We start from the raw sequence: 15,649 nt of genomic DNA on the forward strand, positions 1-15,649 counted from the left end.
AGACATGTTTTATGATAGAAATGGAAAGAAGAGGTGAGATATATGATTTGCATTCATAATACATGTTACGAGCTTGTAGAAAATGTACGCAACGGATTTAACGAAGAAGCGTTTCGTGCGCGCTATACGGATATTTTAAATAAATATGATTACATTGTTGGCGATTGGGGATATAACCAGCTTCGTTTGCGTGGCTTTTTTGATGACCATAACCAAAAAGCGACATATGATACGAAAATAAGTACATTATCCGAATATTTGTTTGAATATTGCAATTTCGGTTGCGCTTATTTTGTGTTACGTAAAGTGAAAAAATAGGTCAGGCGTCCTGACCTATTTTTTATGAGTACGGTTGCTCGTTATTTTCGTTCGGATCATCGTGAACGGGATGTGCGCCTGGATCTTGGCGCGGAATGTTTTGATGAAGCGACTTATACTCGTAATTAAACGCGCTGTAATATCGTTGCCCTTTTCGCCATGGGGTACTTTTATTTTGAACAGGTTCATGTTCGCCCCGTGGGGAACCGTATGGACCTTCGGGCAACGTTTCTGGTACGAGGAAGTTTTTCATCGCTTCCACAGTTGAAAAATCGTGATATGTTTCATCGGTCATGTGAATTCTTCCTTTCGTTTTTTACATAGCGTACCACTTAACCGACGATTTCATGTAAAAAGCTTCGCAACTCGTTTGCCTCTTCTTCATTTAAGTTATATATGTGTTCAATATACCCAGGCTGTTGCAAGTCATCTGAACCGATAATCGCATATCGATTGCTTTGTAAATCAAGGACAAGCGCTTTCCCATAAAAACGGTCTGTTTGGACGATTGCTAAATCAAATCGTTCATTTTTTCCAACGAAGCTAACAAATCGTGTTTTCGTATCGACCGTATCGTCATATAAAAAGAAACGTTCCATATGGCATCCCTCCATCTCGTGTGTCGTTGCTTCTTCATCTTAACAAATTTCTGTTAGCTGTGTAAAAGAAAGCGCTATGATACAATAAAATAAAAAACAGAAAGGGAGATGAATGATGTATTTTGTCGATCGCCAAAAAATCGAAAAAACATTGAAATATATGGAGGAAGTCGTCTCCTATGTCCAACAACCGTTTCATACGCCAATAGAGAAGCTAGCGCTTGAACGGATCGGGCATGTCATTATTGAATCAATCATTGATGTTGGAAATGCGATGATTGATGGATTTATTATGCGCGATCCAGGAAGTTACGAGGACATTATTGACATTTTAGTGGATGAGCGTGTTCTTTCGGATGAAGATGGCGAGGCATTAAAACAAATCATCCATTTCCGTAAAACGCTTGTGCAACAATACATCGATGTACCACATGACGAATTATTGAAAGCGTTGCAAAACTATCGCCATGTTCTTCAATCTTTTCCGACCGCTATTCGCACGTATTTACATCATGAACTTGGACCTGTGTCCGCCTTTTTAAATGAAAATGTTTAAAAATTGTGTGTATAGGGAAAATCATATAAAATGGAAGAGGGTGAAAAGTGATGCGAAAAAAAACCTCTTCCACAAAAGAGCAAATTTTAAAAATGTTAAAAGTGCAAAAGCGGCTAACAGTCGGTGAAATGGCGGAGCAACTACAAATTACGGAGATGGCTGTTCGCCGTCATTTGAGTGCGTTAGAGCGTGAAGAGCTGATTGAATCGACGCTTGTTCGTCAGCCGATGGGAAGGCCGACAAACGTGTATCAATTAAGCGTAAAAGGACATCAACGGTTTCCGCGACACTATCAACAAACGATGCTCGATTTTTTAGCTGATTTAGAACAGATGGGCGGAAAGCAAATGGTAGCCGAGCTGTTTCAAAATCGGCAAGAACGGATGAAAAAGCTGTATGAGCAACAATTTGGCAATAAATCGTTTGATGAGAAAATGAAAGAGCTTGTGGCGGTACAAAATGAGCATGGGTATATGTCGGAATTGGTACAACACGATGATGGTTCGTTTGAGTTAGTTGAACATAACTGTCCGATTGCAGAAGTAGCTCAAGCGTATCCGATTGCTTGTGAATGTGAGCGACAGTTGTTTGAAACGCTCATTCATGAAGCCGAAATTGTTCCGAAAACGTGTTTAGCTGACGGTGATGACGCGTGTCGCTACCATATTAAGCGAAAAAAATGAACAATCGTTGACATTCGTTGCGCTCTTTTTGACAAGTGCAGCTGTTTTGCGTTAAAGTTTGAACGTGCAAGTTGTCAAAAGGAGTGGCAAAAGTGAAAACATATAAAGGATATTTAATTGATTTAGACGGTACGATGTATCGCGGAACAGAACGAATTGAAGAAGCGTGCGCTTTTGTGCATCGCCTTCATGAAAAAGGTATTCCGTATTTATTTGTAACAAACAATTCTTCTCGCACACCGGAACAAGTAGCAGAAAAGTTGCGGAAATTCGGTATCCCTGCAACGAAAGACCAAGTATTTACAACAAGTCAAGCCACGGCAAACTACATTTATGAAAAGAAGCCGAACGCCTCTGTTTATGTGATTGGAGAAGACGGTATTCGTCGTGCGCTTGAAGAAAAAGGATTTACATTTGCAAATGAAGATGCGGAAGTCGTTGTCATGGGGATTGATCGTAGCATTAATTACGAAAAATTAGCGATTGCTTGTTTAGCTGTTCGCAATGGGGCGCTGTTTATTTCGACAAACGGAGATATTGCAATTCCAACGGAGCGCGGACTTTTACCAGGAAACGGGTCGCTTACATCTGTCGTTGCGGTGTCGACACAAACGAAGCCGATTTTTATCGGTAAGCCGGAAAAAATTATTATGGAGCAGGCGCTAGAAGTGCTTGGTGTTCCGAAAGAAGAAACGTTAATGATCGGGGATAACTATGATACGGATATTATGGCAGGGATGAATGCCGGGATGGATACACTTCTCGTTCACACGGGTGTGACGACGAAAGAAATGTTGCAAACGTATGACCGACAACCGACGTATGTCGTAGATTCGTTAAAAGAATGGATGGAACGCATATAAAAAGGTGCCTAGTTGGGCACCTTTTTCCTATTTATTCGACATGGGCGGCGCGATGCGCTAGACGGCTTGAAGCAGCAGCAGCGATCGCTCCAACGATATCATCTAAAAATGTGTGGCATTGACCAGATGATTTATCATTTAATTGATGTAAAATGCCCGGTTTTTGTTTATCGATATATCCGTAGTTCGTAAAACCGATCGACCCATACACATTGACGATGGAGAGAGCTAAAATTTCATCTACCCCATATAATCCTTCGTCTTTTGCGATAAATGATTGAAGAGGTTCTTGTAGTAAACCTTTCTCTGCTAAAATATCGAGCTGAATGCCGGTAAACAGCGCGTTTTGTACTTCACGTTTAGCGATCACCCGATTTACGTTATGAATACATTCGTCCATTTGTAAGTCAGGATGATATTTAGATTGTAAATAATAAACGAGTTCAGCAATATGTTCGATTGTTACCCCGCGATCAGCAAGCCATTGTCGTGCGATTTGTTCCATTTTTCCTATTTTCTTTTCCTCCATCCAACTTCACCTATTTCGTTTTTTATTTTTTACAATGTATGTGACTTTTTTATGAAACGTGCGTTCATTTCCTCTCTCTTATGAAGTTTATACGTATTTTTGAAACATATACATGAAGGAAGGAGGGATGTGCATGGATTATTATTTTCGAGTCGATCATATGGAACAAGTAGGTGATCGCTTTCTCGTTCGAAGCGGAAATGACATATATATTGCGGTGCCGACGAATGAAAAAGAAAGCGATATTCAGCAGTTATATTACATGGCGATGTATATGCGAACGCAAGGTGACGAAACGATTGCAACGTTGCTTCCAACGAAAACAGGACGTTTGATTGGCATGTTACAAGGAAAGCAAGTGAGTGTATGGAGAATGGGAAACCGAATGAAAACAGGAGATACCGCGCAACAACTCGCCTTATTTCATCAGCGTGGTCGCACATATCCGTATGATGTTTCCGACCGAAGTCGATTTGGCAAATGGGGAGAACTATGGGGACAACGAATCGATCAATTAGAACATTTTTGGCAATTACAAGTGAGGTCTTCCGAAAAAAATGAGGTGGATGAACAATTTGTTGAGACATTTCCTTACTATTTAGGTGTTGCCGAAAATGCGGTTCAATATGTGATGGATACACAATTAGATGAAGTTCCGATGCGCAGCGATATGCCGACGATTTGTCATGAACAATTTCCGCCCGAAACATGGGAAATGGGGAAAATACCGACGGATTGGGTGTTTGATCACGCAAGTCGCGATGTTGCGGAATGGATTCGTAAGCAGTGGTTAACGAAACAATCAGATGAAACGATTGAGCGCTTTTTACAAACGTATGAACATGTGCAATCGCTTAGCCGTTTTTCTTGGCGAATGATTTATGCCCGATTATTATTTCCGCTTCATTACTTTCAGTCGATTGAAAACTACTATGGATCAGAAGGTGACATACGACAACGGTATGCGCAACAATTACGACAAGTATTTGAAGAGACTGACGTATATGAACAAAAACTTCGTCATTTTCATGATATGACTACTGTCTCTATTCCTCGTCTCGATTGGTTATAAATATGGTACAATAAAGCGGATAAAGATATGCTAAAGGGGACGAGGGTATGGGAAAACGATATGTTTTTATTACAAGAAAACTACCAGATGATGTCGTTGCACCGTTATATGACAAATATGATGTGAACATGTGGCCACATGAGCATCTTGTCGTTCCGCGCGATGTGTTACTTCAAGAAGCAAGCCGAGCGGAAGCATTAATTACGATGTTATCTGATCGCATTGATGAGGAGCTATTGCAACAAAGTCCGAAACTTCGCGTCGTTGCGAACGTAGCTGTCGGTTACGACAATATTGACGTAGAGGCAGCGAAAAAACGAGGAGTCATTGTTTGTAACACGCCTGATGTATTGACAGAAACAACAGCGGATTTAACATTTGCTCTCCTGTTAGCAACGGCAAGAAGATTGGTTGAAGCAGCCGAGTTTATAAAAGAAGGAAAATGGAAAAGTTGGAGTCCGCTTTTACTTGCAGGGACGGATGTTCACCATAAAACGATTGGGATTGTCGGGATGGGGAAAATCGGGCAAGCCGTTGCGCAACGCGCAAAAGGATTTCATATGCGTGTATTATACTATAATCGTTCACGAAATATGGAAGCCGAACGAACACTTGGTGCGATGTATTGTTCGTTTGATGCGTTGCTTGAACAAGCGGACTTTGTCGTCTGTTTAGCTCCGTTAACGAATGAAACGTATCGATTGTTTAACCGCGAAGCATTTATGAAAATGAAGCGATCAGCTATGTTTATTAACGCGGGACGCGGGGCGGTTGTGGACGAAGAAGCGTTATATGATGCGTTAATCAACCGACATATTGCTGGTGCGGGGCTAGATGTATTTGCACAAGAGCCGATTCGTTCGGACCATCCGCTATTACAATTACCGAACGTTGTTGCTTTGCCGCATATCGGGAGTGCGACGAAAGAAACGCGGTACGCGATGATGCAACTATGTTGTCGCAACGTGATAGCCGTGCTAGAAGGAAAGGAGCCTTATACACCTGTACAGAGCCAATAGGCTCTTTTTTTATTTTTTTAGAAAATTTTTAAACATAAAACGTTTTCATATGGTACGATAATGAAAATAAGGATTGTAAAAGAAATGGAGATCCTCTATAATGTCTACTATACAAAAACAAATGTTCATTACGGAAAAACAAGAGGTGGGGAAGATGGTAAAAAGCGTATCAGTTGGATTGTTAGGATTAGGAACGGTTGGCAGTGGAGTGGTGAAAATTATTAAAAACCATCAAGATAAATTGATGCACCAAATTGGTTGCCCTGTTGAAATAAAAAAAGTTGCTGTGCGTGATCGCGATAAAAAAAGAGATGTCGTTTTGCCAGAGTCAGTCTTAACGACAAACATAGAAGAAGTCATTCATGACCCAGACATCGATGTCGTCATTGAAGTCATGGGAGGCATTGAAGAAACGCGACGATATATATTACAGGCATTAAAAAACGGAAAACATGTTGTGACGGCAAATAAAGACTTAATGGCGCTGTATGGAACAGAGTTGCTTTCCGTCGCATCTGAACACGGTTGCGATTTGTTTTATGAAGCAAGTGTCGCAGGAGGAATTCCGATTTTACGCAGCCTTGTAGACGGATTAGCTTCTGATCGAATTACAAAAATGATGGGCATCGTAAACGGGACAACAAACTATATTTTAACAAAAATGAGTAAATTTAATAGAAAATATGAAGAAGTATTAGCAGAAGCGCAGGCGCTCGGTTATGCTGAGGCAGATCCGACATCAGATGTAGAAGGACTAGATGCAGCAAGAAAAATGGCGATTTTAGCTCGCCTTGGTTTTTCGATGAATATTGATTTGCAAGATGTATACGTCAAAGGAATTACTGGAATTACAGAAGAAGATTTAAATTACAGCAAACGACTCGGTTATACGATGAAATTAATTGGTATTGCCCATCGAGATGGAGAGAAAGTAGAAGTGAGTGTGCAACCGACATTGTTGCCGGACACACATCCACTTGCGTCTGTCAATGATGAGTATAATGCCGTTTACGTTTACGGTGAAGCGGTTGGAGAGACGATGTTCTATGGTCCGGGAGCAGGAAGCTTACCGACAGCAACATCCGTTGTGTCGGACTTAGTTGCCGTAATGAAAAATATGCGCCTTGGGGTAAATGGGAGAAGCGCAGTTACCCCACAATACGATAAGCAGTTAAAAGACGATAGCGAAATATACTCGAAATATTTCTTACGCATTCATGTAAAAGATCAAGTTGGAGCGTTTGCGAAAATTACATCACTTTTTTCAGAACGTGGAGTAAGTTTTGAGAAAATTTTACAATTACCTTTAAAACAAAAAGACTTGGCAGAAATTGTTCTCGTTACGCATCAAGCATCTTTAAAAGATTACCGTGATGTGTTGCAACAGTTGCGCGATTTAGAAGTTGTCGAAGAAGTGAAAAGTTCGTATCGAGTAGAAGGGGAAGGTGCGTTGTAATGTGGAGGGGATTGTTACATCATTATCGTGAATATTTACCGGTGACAGATAAAACACCGATGTTATCGTTAAATGAGGGGAATACGCCTCTCATTCCGCTTATTCATTTGTCGGAAAGACTCGGTGTAGAATTATACGTCAAAACAGAGGGGGCAAACCCAACAGGATCTTTTAAAGATCGAGGAATGGTTATGGCTGTTGCGAAGGCAAAGGAAGAAGGAAGCGATACAATTATTTGCGCTTCGACGGGCAACACGTCTGCCGCTGCCGCTGCGTATGCTGCACGAGCAAATATGCGCTGCATTATCGTCATTCCTGACGGGAAAATTGCGCTCGGAAAGTTGGCGCAAGCGGTCATGTATGGGGCAGAAATTGTTGCGATTCAAGGAAATTTCGATCACGCATTAAAAATGGTGCGTCGTTTAAGCGAAATGGCTCCGGTGACGCTCGTCAATTCGGTCAATCCGTATCGTATTGAAGGGCAAAAAACAGCAGCGTTTGAAATTTGTGAGCAACTCGGGCAAGCCCCTGATATTCTCGCCATTCCAGTCGGAAATGCAGGGAATATTACAGCTTATTGGAAAGGATTTAAACAATTTCATGAAAAGCATGGAACAACATTACCGCAAATGCGTGGGTTTGAAGCAGAAGGAGCGGCAGCAATTGTTCGTAACGAAGTGATTGAAAATCCAGAAACGATTGCAACAGCGATTCGAATCGGTAATCCAGCGAGCTGGGAATATGCTGTTCAGGCTGCGAACGAATCGGGAGGAAAAATTGATGAGGTGACAGATGCCCAAATTTTAGATGCGTACCGTCTACTTGCACGAGAAGAAGGAATTTTTGCAGAACCTGCCTCATGCGCGTCGATTGCTGGTGTCATGAAGCAAGTGGAGAGCGGAGAAATTGCAAAAGGAAGCCGAATTGTTGCGGTGTTGACTGGAAATGGGTTAAAAGATCCAAATGTAGCGATGGACGCGACGAATATTCAACCGATCGTTTTGCCAAATGACGAAGAAGCGGTGTTTGCGCATATTCAAGGAGCGGTCCTTCAATGAATGATGGAGAGATGTTAAAAATTGTCGTGCCGGGAAGCACAGCAAACCTTGGACCGGGTTTTGATTCGATCGGATTGGCTGTATCGTTGCATTTAACGTTAGAAGTTGTTCGTGCTGAGGTGTGGGAATTTATTCCGAAAACAAGTGAAGTAAAAAGTATTCCAACAGGTGAAAGTAATTTAATTTATCAAGTAGCCAGTCAACTCGCTCGTCAGTATGGTGTAGTGCTACCTCCGTGTCGCGTGTTTGTATCAAGTAACATCCCATTTACGAGAGGGTTAGGTAGTAGCGCAGCTGCCATTATAGCGGCCATTGAGCTAGCAAATGAACTTGGACATCTTGATTTGTCACAGGAGGAAAAAATGCGCATAGCTAGCGTATATGAAGGTCATCCTGACAATGTCGGTGCTTCTTTATATGGGGGAGTAGTCATTGGAAGTCATTTGAAAGACCGTACACATGTTGTGCACATCCCTTCCATTCCAGTTGATTTAATTGCTGTCATTCCAACGTATGAATTGGAAACAAAAAAGTCTCGCACTGTTCTTCCTAGCGCATTTACGCGCGAGCAAGCAGTCGAGGCAAGCGCAATTAGTAACGTACTTGTGGCGGCATTGCTTACAAACCATTGGTCGCTCGTTGGTGAGATGATGGATGCAGATTTATTTCATCAACCATATCGTGAATGTCTCGTACCCGAATTGCAACATGTGCGTACCATAGCAAAACGGAATGGGGCGTTTGGGGTCGCACTAAGCGGTGCGGGTCCAACTGTTCTTTGTTTTGCTGAACAAGGGAGAGGGAAAGAAGTATATGATGCGCTTGTGGCAACATTTCCACATTGTGATGTTCGAATGTTGTCAGTAGAGACGAAAGGTAGTTGTGTATATAAAATGGCGTTAGAGAAATAAATGATTTTCTTCATATGAAAAGGGGTGCACATTTCGTACACCCCTTTTTTCCTTAAAATACTTGTTCAACTTCAACCACGCCAGGAACTTCTTCAAGTAATGCGCGCTCAATACCAGCTTTTAATGTGATCGTTGAGCTTGGGCAGCTGCCGCACGCACCGAGAAGGCGAAGTTTAACAACACCGTCTTCTACATCGACTAATTCGCAATCTCCGCCATCGCGAAGTAAAAATGGACGAAGTTTATCTAACACTTCTTGCACTTGTTGTTTAATATCTTGATCTGCCATTTTCATCGACTCCTTTCACTAATTTTATTATAATCATCATGATGAAAAAAATCTATTAACGTTACTTAACTTTTTTCCAGGGGAGAGAATAAATATGATTGAAATATGTGTGTATGGAGCGGATATGATTTGTGCTTCTTGTGTCGGTGCACCATCATCAAAAGATACGTATGAATGGCTTCAAGCTGCCATTTCGCGCAAATATCCGAACGATTCATTTCAATTTGTGTATGTTGATATTTTTCATCCACCGGAAGATGAAGAAAAACGTCAATGGGCACAAAAGGTCATTGACGAAGACTTATTTTATCCCGTCATTGTCATTGATGGTGAAATTGTTGACGAAGGAAATCCGAAACTAAAAAACATTTATGAAGCGATTGAAAAAAGGGCGAAGTAACTCGCCCTCATTCATTTTACATAACGCAAATCAGTAATTTGTGCTTCATGTTCAATGGAACGTTTAGAAAGTACATCTAAAATACGCTCTTGTCTTTTCTGATTTGCTTCAATATTTTTGACGATTTCATTCGTTTCAAGTACAGCTTGTTGGATCATTTTCAAGTCTTGCTTTGAGGCCATGGCTTTGAGGTCTTCTTTTGTGGCCATGTTTTCGAGATCTTGCTTTGTAGCCATAGCTTTGAGGTCTTCTTTTGTGGCCATGTTTTCGAGATCTTGTTTTGAGGCCACTGTCTGTTTCATATTATTGATTTCTGCTTGAAGTTCGTTTAACTTTGTGAGAACTTGCTGGAGAACGGTTTCCAACATTTATCCCTCCTTTCTACTTGTTATGTGTATAAAGAAAACACCTTAATAAAAATCTAAGGTGTTTTCGTCATGAGAAGATCATTATTTTGTTATGCTATGCTTATCATACCATAGTGTCAAACAAAAAACAGCACATGTTTATACAAAAAGTCTAAGTAATTAATATCCGTTATGGTACTTGTACATCCATAAGACGCCTGATTTTAGTAGGCGTGGAACTCGTCCGGTTAGTGGGCGGTCGGCAACGAGGCCAAAGCCATGTTTTTTGCCTAATGATCCTAAAATACCTTTTAACTTAATTGGCGGAAATTCGCTTGGTGGTTCTTCGTCTTTCCATCTTTTTTGTAATACTTGAGCGATTTGTTCCGCTTGGCCTTCGGCAAGTTGGGCGCTCGGAGCGTGCGGTAAGCTTGCGCAATCTCCAACAACGTATACATTTTCTATATTTGGAATATGATGTCGAGGTGTTAATACGACACGCCCTTGACTGTCTTTTTCCACATCGAGTTCGCGGACGACACGATTCGGTTGAATGCCGGCAGTCCATACAATCGCATCGCAATGGATTGCTTCATCGTGATTATACAACGTATGTTCCTCAACTTTTGTAATGTTTGATTGACGAATGAGTTCCACACCATGCGAATGAAACCATTGCTCTACATAATGGCTTAGCCGTTCTGGAAACATGGATAAAATGCGTGTGCCGCGATCAAACAGTTTAACGTGTAAATCTGGACGACTTTCAACTAATTCGCTTGCCAATTCTACACCGCTTAATCCCGCACCGACGACACCGACGATGCTATGTGGCGGGAGATTGCTTAGTTTTTGATACGTTTCTCTTGCTTTATCAATTGTTTGAATGCTATAAGTAAAAATGTCTGCACCGGGTACACCGTGATATTTATCTTCACAACCTAATCCGATGACTAAGTCATCATACGGAATACACGTTCCGTCTTGAAGATGAACAACTTCATGATGTAAATCAATTTTTTTGACCTCACCAAAAACGTAAGATAGGCGAGGGTGTTCTGGGAATGGAACGCGAATGTGTTGGTCACTAATCGTCCCAGCAGCTAAAGCATAATATTCTGTTTTTAAACAATGGTATGGAACACGATCAATTAATGTAATATGGATATGTTCTGGTAAATTCGGAAGGATGCGGAGTAAGATGCGCATATTTCCGTATCCGCCGCCAAGTAGCACGAGGTTTCTCATGGAAGCTTTCCCCTTTTGATAAAATTCGACCACTAAAAGTATAGCGAAATTGTGACAAAATAACAACATTTTTTCGAGAAACATGAATAATTAAGATGTTTTTCTTATGTCAATATTACATCATTTTTAGTGAAAGTGTTATAATATTAAGATTGAGGTGAATACATTGTTGAAACCGATCGTTGAATTTTGTATAAGTAATTTAGCAAATGGTTCACAACGCGCGCTAGAGCAACTTGAAAAAGATCCGAATTTAGACATTATTGAATACGGATGTTTAGGATACTGTGGAAAATGTGCCAATATGTTATTTGCGATGGTAAATGGGGATATTGTGACAGCAGAGGATCCAGAGCAGCTCGTTGAGCGAGTGTATGAGTATATTGAAGAAAATCCAATGTTTTAGGGGGCTATTGTGCCCCCTTTTTTTCTTCACGAATTTCTTGCCAACGGTCGTAAGCCATATTGACAATTCCTTTTTCAATCGTCTCTTTTTTCCTAGCAATGACGCGCGAAAAGTAAATGATCGCCTGTTTTTCTTTTCCTAGCCTACGATACAATTCCCCGATTAAATACAATAAGCGCACTTCGGACATATGTGTGTGAACAAAATCATCTGCTTCATAAGAAGCGATATATTGCTCGAGCGCTAATCGCATAAATCGCCGTTCTTCTTCGCTTTTTTGGTTTGAACGATATAGCCATGCAAGACGCATATAAAGTCCAGCGAGCGTAATATGTTTTTCCTTTTTCAATGTGGCGGAATAAATGCCGAGCTTGTATGTATCAATGGCCTCAGCAAATGTACGAGCCCCACTGTAATTTTTCCCTCGCCAATTGGCGCAAATGTTTTGTTGAATGGCCTCAAGCGTTTGTGGAGGGAAATATGTTGAAAATTCTTCTGTGGCTGCAAATCCGCAATGTGGACAAACGTGTACATAATACAAAAGCGGATTCGCTTCTTCGCTCGCATAATATGAGCAAAAGTCGGTATCGTGCCGGATGGGACGAATGAAACGCGAACGGACTTTTTTCGTTGTATATGTTTGTTTACAAACAAGACATGTGACGGTACGATCATATAAAATATCCATTATGTTCCCTGCCTTGTAGGATTGATAGTCATATTATACTATATGTTTCTCAGATTGCTTGTGACTTTTTATATATTTGTAAAAAAGTTGTCACGTTCATGGCAACGATGTATAGTGTTATTAAACATGTATGCGGAGGGACAGTATGAGAAGTTTTTCGTTCACGAAAATGCATGGATTAGGCAATAGTTATATTTATGTCAATATGTTTACAGAGCGTTTAGCAGAAGAGGAATTGTCGTATATTGCAAAGCGAGTGGCAAATGTACATACAGGGATCGGATCAGATGGACTCATTTTAATTTGCCCATCTGATGTGGCACCGGTGAAAATGCGAATTTTTAATAGCGATGGATCGGAAGGGAAAAATTGTGGCAACGGGTTGCGATGCGTAGCGAAATATGTATATGAGCACGGCATCGTTCAAGAGGAACAGTTTATGATTGAAACGTTATCAGGTCTTGTTCAAGCTCGCGTTTTTGTAGAAGATGGAAAAGTCAATAGTGTGGAAATCAATATGGGAAAACCTCGTTTATCTCGTGGAGAAATACCGATGGTCGGAGAAGAAAACGATGTAGTTATTAACGAACGAATTGATTTTGCAGGGCATACGTATTATATGACAGGTGTATCGATGGGGAATCCTCATGCGGTATTTTATGTTGATCGTATTGAGGAGGCGCCAGTAACGACGCTTGGACCGACCGTTGAAAAAGATGAGCGCTTTCCAGAGGGAATAAATGTCGAGTTTGTAGAAGTGGTGAATGAACGTGAGCTTCATTTTCGCGTATGGGAGCGAGGATCAGGAGTAACCGAGGCGTGTGGCACTGGAGCATGTGCAGCGGTTGTGGCGTCGGTGCTAAATGGAAAAACGAAGCGAAATGAAGAAACGGTTGTTCATTTAGCTGGTGGAGATTTGTATATTACGTGGAAAGAAAATGGCGATGTGTTGATGCGCGGTGCTGCAGAAACGATTTGTACAGGTGTATACTATTATTAAAAAGGAGCGAAGTTCAATGGAACAAATTGTGATACTCACAGAAAAAGCGGCGGAGCAAGTGAAACAGATGATGAAAGAAAGCGGAGAAGAAAACGTTTATTTTCGTGTCGGTGTTTATGGTGGAGGATGTAGCGGATTATCTTATGCGATGGGGTTCGAGCATCAGAAGCGTGAAGAGGATTATGAGTTTGAACAAGAAGGTTTGCGTATATTAGTCGATAAAGAAAGTGCACTTGTATTAAAAGGAACGACGATTGATTACGAACAAGGAGCGATGGGTGGCGGATTTACAATTCATAACCCGAATGCCATTGCTTCGTGCGGCTGCGGTTCATCGTTCCGTACAGCGACACATGCTGGTACGCCAGAAGAATGTTAAAAGGCCCCCGATGAGGAGGCCTTTTTGTTATTCAAACATGGATGTAGAATGAAGCGGTTGTACTTTTGCGCTTGGATCAATGTATGATTTTGCGTTGTTGACCGCTGTTGGCGCTTCACCGAATCCGCAAGCGATTAACTTGACTTTTCCTTCGTATGTGCAAATGTCGCCGGCTGCATACACACCTGGGATGTTTGTTTCCATTTTGGAGTTTACTTTAATGCAGTTTTTCTCGATTTCTAATCCCCACTCTTTAATTGGACCGAGCGAAGAAATGAAGCCATAGTTAACGATCACAGCATCGACATCAACGATTTCGCGCGCTTTCGTTTTCACTTCTTCTAAAACGACTTGTTTGATACCGTTTTCATCTCCAATTAATTCAACAGGAACGAACGGTGTTTTGACGTCGACAGACGAGTTCATTAAGTTTTCAACGCTATGCTCATGAGCGCGGAATTTATCGCGTCGGTGCACGATCGTTACTTTTTTAGCAATTGGCTCAAGCATAAGTGCCCAGTCAACTGCAGAGTCGCCACCCCCGCATACAAGTACATTTTGACCGGCGAATTGATTTAAATCGGCAACGAAGTAATGTAAGTTCTTTCCTTCATACTGTGCGGCGCTTTCGAGTTCTAATCGACGGGGTTGGAACGCGCCATTTCCGGCAGTAATAATGACCGCTTTAGAATAATGAATTTCTTTATTTGTTGTTAGTTTAAATGTACCATCTTCCAATTTTTCTAACTTTTCGACAGACTGTTCTAAGCAAACGGTTGGGTTAAATTTACTCATTTGCTCTTTTAAATTGTCAATCAGTTGTTGGGCACGAATTTTTGGAAATCCCGCTACATCATATATGTATTTTTCAGGGTAAAGTGCAGAAAGTTGTCCGCCAAGCTGCGGTAAACTCTCGATAATTTTCACCGTTGCTTGTCGCATTCCTCCGTAAAACGCCGTAAACAAGCCAACAGGTCCTCCACCGATTACAGTAATATCGTACAGTTTTTGATCTTCTTTCACGTTCATTCCTCCTAAAACGTAAATTCTCACGTATTATCATACCATAAAAAATGGTTGAACGCTTTTGTTGTTTTGAAAATGTTTGAGTCAAGACTTTGTGGGAGATTTTTTTCTCGACCGATTTTATTGGTTATATATGGTTTTATAGGCTTGTTTCATGTAAGCGCTTTTATCCTCTCTTATCCTGTAGGTATGTGCCTATATCTGTGTTTTTAAAAACCTTTCAATGCTTGTAATACCTCGTAAATCGGTGTTCCTGAAGACTGACGGAAATACGGAATGTTGTCCCGAATCACTTCCTTCATTCGAGATGAGACGCGTTTCATTGCCTTTTTCACGATCGTTTCTCGTTTCGTTTCTTCTCGTTCTTCCACGCCATACATCACCCCACGGCGTGTCCGAATGAGTAACGTATCTTTTATCGCGGCGATCGCTCGCAACATTGCTTCAATCCCTGCATCTTTCCAACTTCGACCGTTTTTACTTCGTTTCGCAAACACATGCATCGTTCCTTCCGCACTCCCCATCGCTCTCATGTTTGTCGTGTCGATCCCTTTTTCCTTCAGCCATATGCGATAGTCACGCAAACATCCTGGCATCTCCTCGATTCGACGAACAAGCGCCTCGAGTTGCTTTTCCTTCTCCTCATGTTCTAGCGTACCGATGGCACTTGTGAGTTCTCGCAACACACCCTCTTCATCCCATGATGCGAATTTCTTTCGAATCACCCGATATCTTGCATGACCTCGGAACAATTGACGAATCTCTCTCGCCACATGGAACCGATCGAGTTGAAAGTACCCTC

At 41.4% G+C, this 15,649-nt stretch carries 22 protein-coding genes; 13 read left to right on the forward strand and 9 right to left on the reverse strand.

Going from position 1 to position 15,649, the window contains the following annotated elements:
- Positions 1 to 42 precede the first annotated feature (42 nt).
- Positions 43 to 318, forward strand: a complete 276-nt coding sequence (locus EKC99_RS06995) for a YutD family protein (protein WP_003398297.1) — start codon at positions 43 to 45, stop codon at positions 316 to 318.
- Positions 319 to 340: 22 nt separating this feature from the next.
- Here the strand turns inward: EKC99_RS06995 and EKC99_RS07000 are convergent, their stop codons facing one another.
- The gene (locus EKC99_RS07000) at positions 341 to 613 is read right to left on the reverse strand and encodes a hypothetical protein (protein WP_009362247.1); all 273 of its coding nucleotides are present in this window, start codon (positions 611 to 613) and stop codon (positions 341 to 343) included.
- Positions 614 to 650: 37 nt separating this feature from the next.
- Positions 651 to 917: a DUF3055 domain-containing protein gene (locus EKC99_RS07005; RefSeq protein ID WP_009362246.1), complete on the reverse strand. Its 267-nt coding sequence runs from the start codon at positions 915 to 917 to the stop codon at positions 651 to 653.
- Positions 918 to 1,032: 115 nt separating this feature from the next.
- Between EKC99_RS07005 and EKC99_RS07010 the strand changes: the two genes are divergently transcribed.
- The 3 genes from EKC99_RS07010 to EKC99_RS07020 all read left to right on the forward strand — a co-directional run bounded on the left by EKC99_RS07010 (position 1,033) and on the right by EKC99_RS07020 (position 3,019).
- Positions 1,033 to 1,473, forward strand: coding sequence for a DUF86 domain-containing protein (locus EKC99_RS07010; RefSeq protein ID WP_163151228.1), 441 nt, complete (start codon positions 1,033 to 1,035; stop codon positions 1,471 to 1,473).
- Positions 1,474 to 1,523: 50 nt separating this feature from the next.
- Complete coding sequence (locus EKC99_RS07015; protein WP_009362244.1) at positions 1,524 to 2,156, forward strand: helix-turn-helix transcriptional regulator; 633 nt, start codon at positions 1,524 to 1,526, stop codon at positions 2,154 to 2,156.
- Between the two features lie 92 nt (positions 2,157 to 2,248).
- Positions 2,249 to 3,019, forward strand: a complete 771-nt coding sequence (locus EKC99_RS07020) for a TIGR01457 family HAD-type hydrolase (RefSeq protein ID WP_163151208.1) — start codon at positions 2,249 to 2,251, stop codon at positions 3,017 to 3,019.
- A gap of 31 nt (positions 3,020 to 3,050) precedes the next feature.
- Here EKC99_RS07020 and EKC99_RS07025 read toward each other — a convergent pair whose 3' ends face one another.
- The gene (locus EKC99_RS07025) at positions 3,051 to 3,548 is read right to left on the reverse strand and encodes a phosphatidylglycerophosphatase A family protein (RefSeq protein WP_009362242.1); all 498 of its coding nucleotides are present in this window, start codon (positions 3,546 to 3,548) and stop codon (positions 3,051 to 3,053) included.
- Positions 3,549 to 3,681: 133 nt separating this feature from the next.
- Between EKC99_RS07025 and yutH the strand changes: the two genes are divergently transcribed.
- From yutH to thrB, 5 genes are all read left to right on the forward strand, one after another.
- Entirely contained in the window at positions 3,682 to 4,620 is a 939-nt protein-coding gene (gene yutH / locus EKC99_RS07030; protein ID WP_163151210.1) for a spore coat putative kinase YutH, read from the forward strand.
- Between the two features lie 47 nt (positions 4,621 to 4,667).
- Complete coding sequence (locus EKC99_RS07035; RefSeq protein WP_163151212.1) at positions 4,668 to 5,639, forward strand: 2-hydroxyacid dehydrogenase; 972 nt, start codon at positions 4,668 to 4,670, stop codon at positions 5,637 to 5,639.
- A 154-nt stretch (positions 5,640 to 5,793) separates the two neighbouring features.
- Positions 5,794 to 7,095 carry a homoserine dehydrogenase gene (locus EKC99_RS07040; RefSeq protein ID WP_163151230.1) on the forward strand — a complete coding sequence of 434 codons (1,302 nt, stop codon included), beginning with the start codon at positions 5,794 to 5,796 and terminating at the stop codon, positions 7,093 to 7,095.
- Positions 7,095 to 8,153, forward strand: coding sequence for a threonine synthase (thrC, locus tag EKC99_RS07045; protein WP_019417407.1), 1,059 nt, complete (start codon positions 7,095 to 7,097; stop codon positions 8,151 to 8,153). Before EKC99_RS07040 ends, thrC begins: the two co-directional genes overlap by 1 nt.
- Positions 8,150 to 9,064 carry a homoserine kinase gene (thrB, locus tag EKC99_RS07050; RefSeq protein WP_163151214.1) on the forward strand — a complete coding sequence of 305 codons (915 nt, stop codon included), beginning with the start codon at positions 8,150 to 8,152 and terminating at the stop codon, positions 9,062 to 9,064. Before thrC ends, thrB begins: the two co-directional genes overlap by 4 nt.
- Before the next feature lie 52 nt (positions 9,065 to 9,116).
- Here thrB and EKC99_RS07055 read toward each other — a convergent pair whose 3' ends face one another.
- Positions 9,117 to 9,353, reverse strand: a complete 237-nt coding sequence (locus EKC99_RS07055; protein ID WP_003398276.1) for a NifU family protein — start codon at positions 9,351 to 9,353, stop codon at positions 9,117 to 9,119.
- Between the two features lie 94 nt (positions 9,354 to 9,447).
- Here EKC99_RS07055 and EKC99_RS07060 point away from each other — a divergent pair, with 94 nt between their 5' ends.
- Positions 9,448 to 9,753 (forward strand): YuzD family protein, encoded by a 306-nt coding sequence (locus EKC99_RS07060; protein ID WP_163151216.1) that lies wholly within the window; start codon positions 9,448 to 9,450, stop codon positions 9,751 to 9,753.
- Positions 9,754 to 9,764: 11 nt separating this feature from the next.
- On the opposite strand, the gene EKC99_RS07065 is transcribed toward EKC99_RS07060, so the two are convergent.
- Together EKC99_RS07065 and EKC99_RS07070 are read right to left on the reverse strand one after the other, a co-directional pair.
- Entirely contained in the window at positions 9,765 to 10,121 is a 357-nt protein-coding gene (locus EKC99_RS07065; protein ID WP_163151218.1) for a hypothetical protein, read from the reverse strand.
- A 159-nt stretch (positions 10,122 to 10,280) separates the two neighbouring features.
- The gene (locus tag EKC99_RS07070; RefSeq protein WP_009362234.1) at positions 10,281 to 11,348 is read right to left on the reverse strand and encodes an NAD(P)/FAD-dependent oxidoreductase; all 1,068 of its coding nucleotides are present in this window, start codon (positions 11,346 to 11,348) and stop codon (positions 10,281 to 10,283) included.
- A gap of 166 nt (positions 11,349 to 11,514) precedes the next feature.
- Between EKC99_RS07070 and EKC99_RS07075 the strand changes: the two genes are divergently transcribed.
- Positions 11,515 to 11,754 carry a YuzB family protein gene (locus EKC99_RS07075; RefSeq protein ID WP_163151220.1) on the forward strand — a complete coding sequence of 80 codons (240 nt, stop codon included), beginning with the start codon at positions 11,515 to 11,517 and terminating at the stop codon, positions 11,752 to 11,754.
- A gap of 4 nt (positions 11,755 to 11,758) precedes the next feature.
- On the opposite strand, the gene EKC99_RS07080 is transcribed toward EKC99_RS07075, so the two are convergent.
- On the reverse strand, positions 11,759 to 12,442 hold the full coding sequence (locus EKC99_RS07080) for a DUF2225 domain-containing protein (RefSeq protein WP_009362232.1): 684 nt from the start codon (positions 12,440 to 12,442) through the stop codon (positions 11,759 to 11,761).
- A 145-nt stretch (positions 12,443 to 12,587) separates the two neighbouring features.
- On the opposite strand from EKC99_RS07080, the gene dapF reads away from it, so the two are divergent.
- Together dapF and EKC99_RS07090 are read left to right on the forward strand one after the other, a co-directional pair.
- Positions 12,588 to 13,442 (forward strand): diaminopimelate epimerase, encoded by an 855-nt coding sequence (gene dapF, locus EKC99_RS07085; protein ID WP_163151222.1) that lies wholly within the window; start codon positions 12,588 to 12,590, stop codon positions 13,440 to 13,442.
- Positions 13,443 to 13,458: 16 nt separating this feature from the next.
- Complete coding sequence (locus EKC99_RS07090; protein ID WP_163151224.1) at positions 13,459 to 13,821, forward strand: HesB/IscA family protein; 363 nt, start codon at positions 13,459 to 13,461, stop codon at positions 13,819 to 13,821.
- 27 nt (positions 13,822 to 13,848) lie between these two features.
- Here EKC99_RS07090 and EKC99_RS07095 read toward each other — a convergent pair whose 3' ends face one another.
- Together EKC99_RS07095 and EKC99_RS07100 are read right to left on the reverse strand one after the other, a co-directional pair.
- Positions 13,849 to 14,844 carry an NAD(P)/FAD-dependent oxidoreductase gene (locus EKC99_RS07095; protein ID WP_026011616.1) on the reverse strand — a complete coding sequence of 332 codons (996 nt, stop codon included), beginning with the start codon at positions 14,842 to 14,844 and terminating at the stop codon, positions 13,849 to 13,851.
- A gap of 212 nt (positions 14,845 to 15,056) precedes the next feature.
- Positions 15,057 to 15,649: UPF0236 family transposase-like protein (locus tag EKC99_RS07100; RefSeq protein WP_205597784.1), on the reverse strand; the 593-nt coding region annotated here is incomplete at its 5' end.

It is taken from the genome of Anoxybacillus sp. MB8 (assembly GCF_011006755.1).
GTDB classification, from domain to species: Bacteria; Bacillota; Bacilli; order Bacillales; family Anoxybacillaceae; genus Anoxybacillus; species Anoxybacillus gonensis.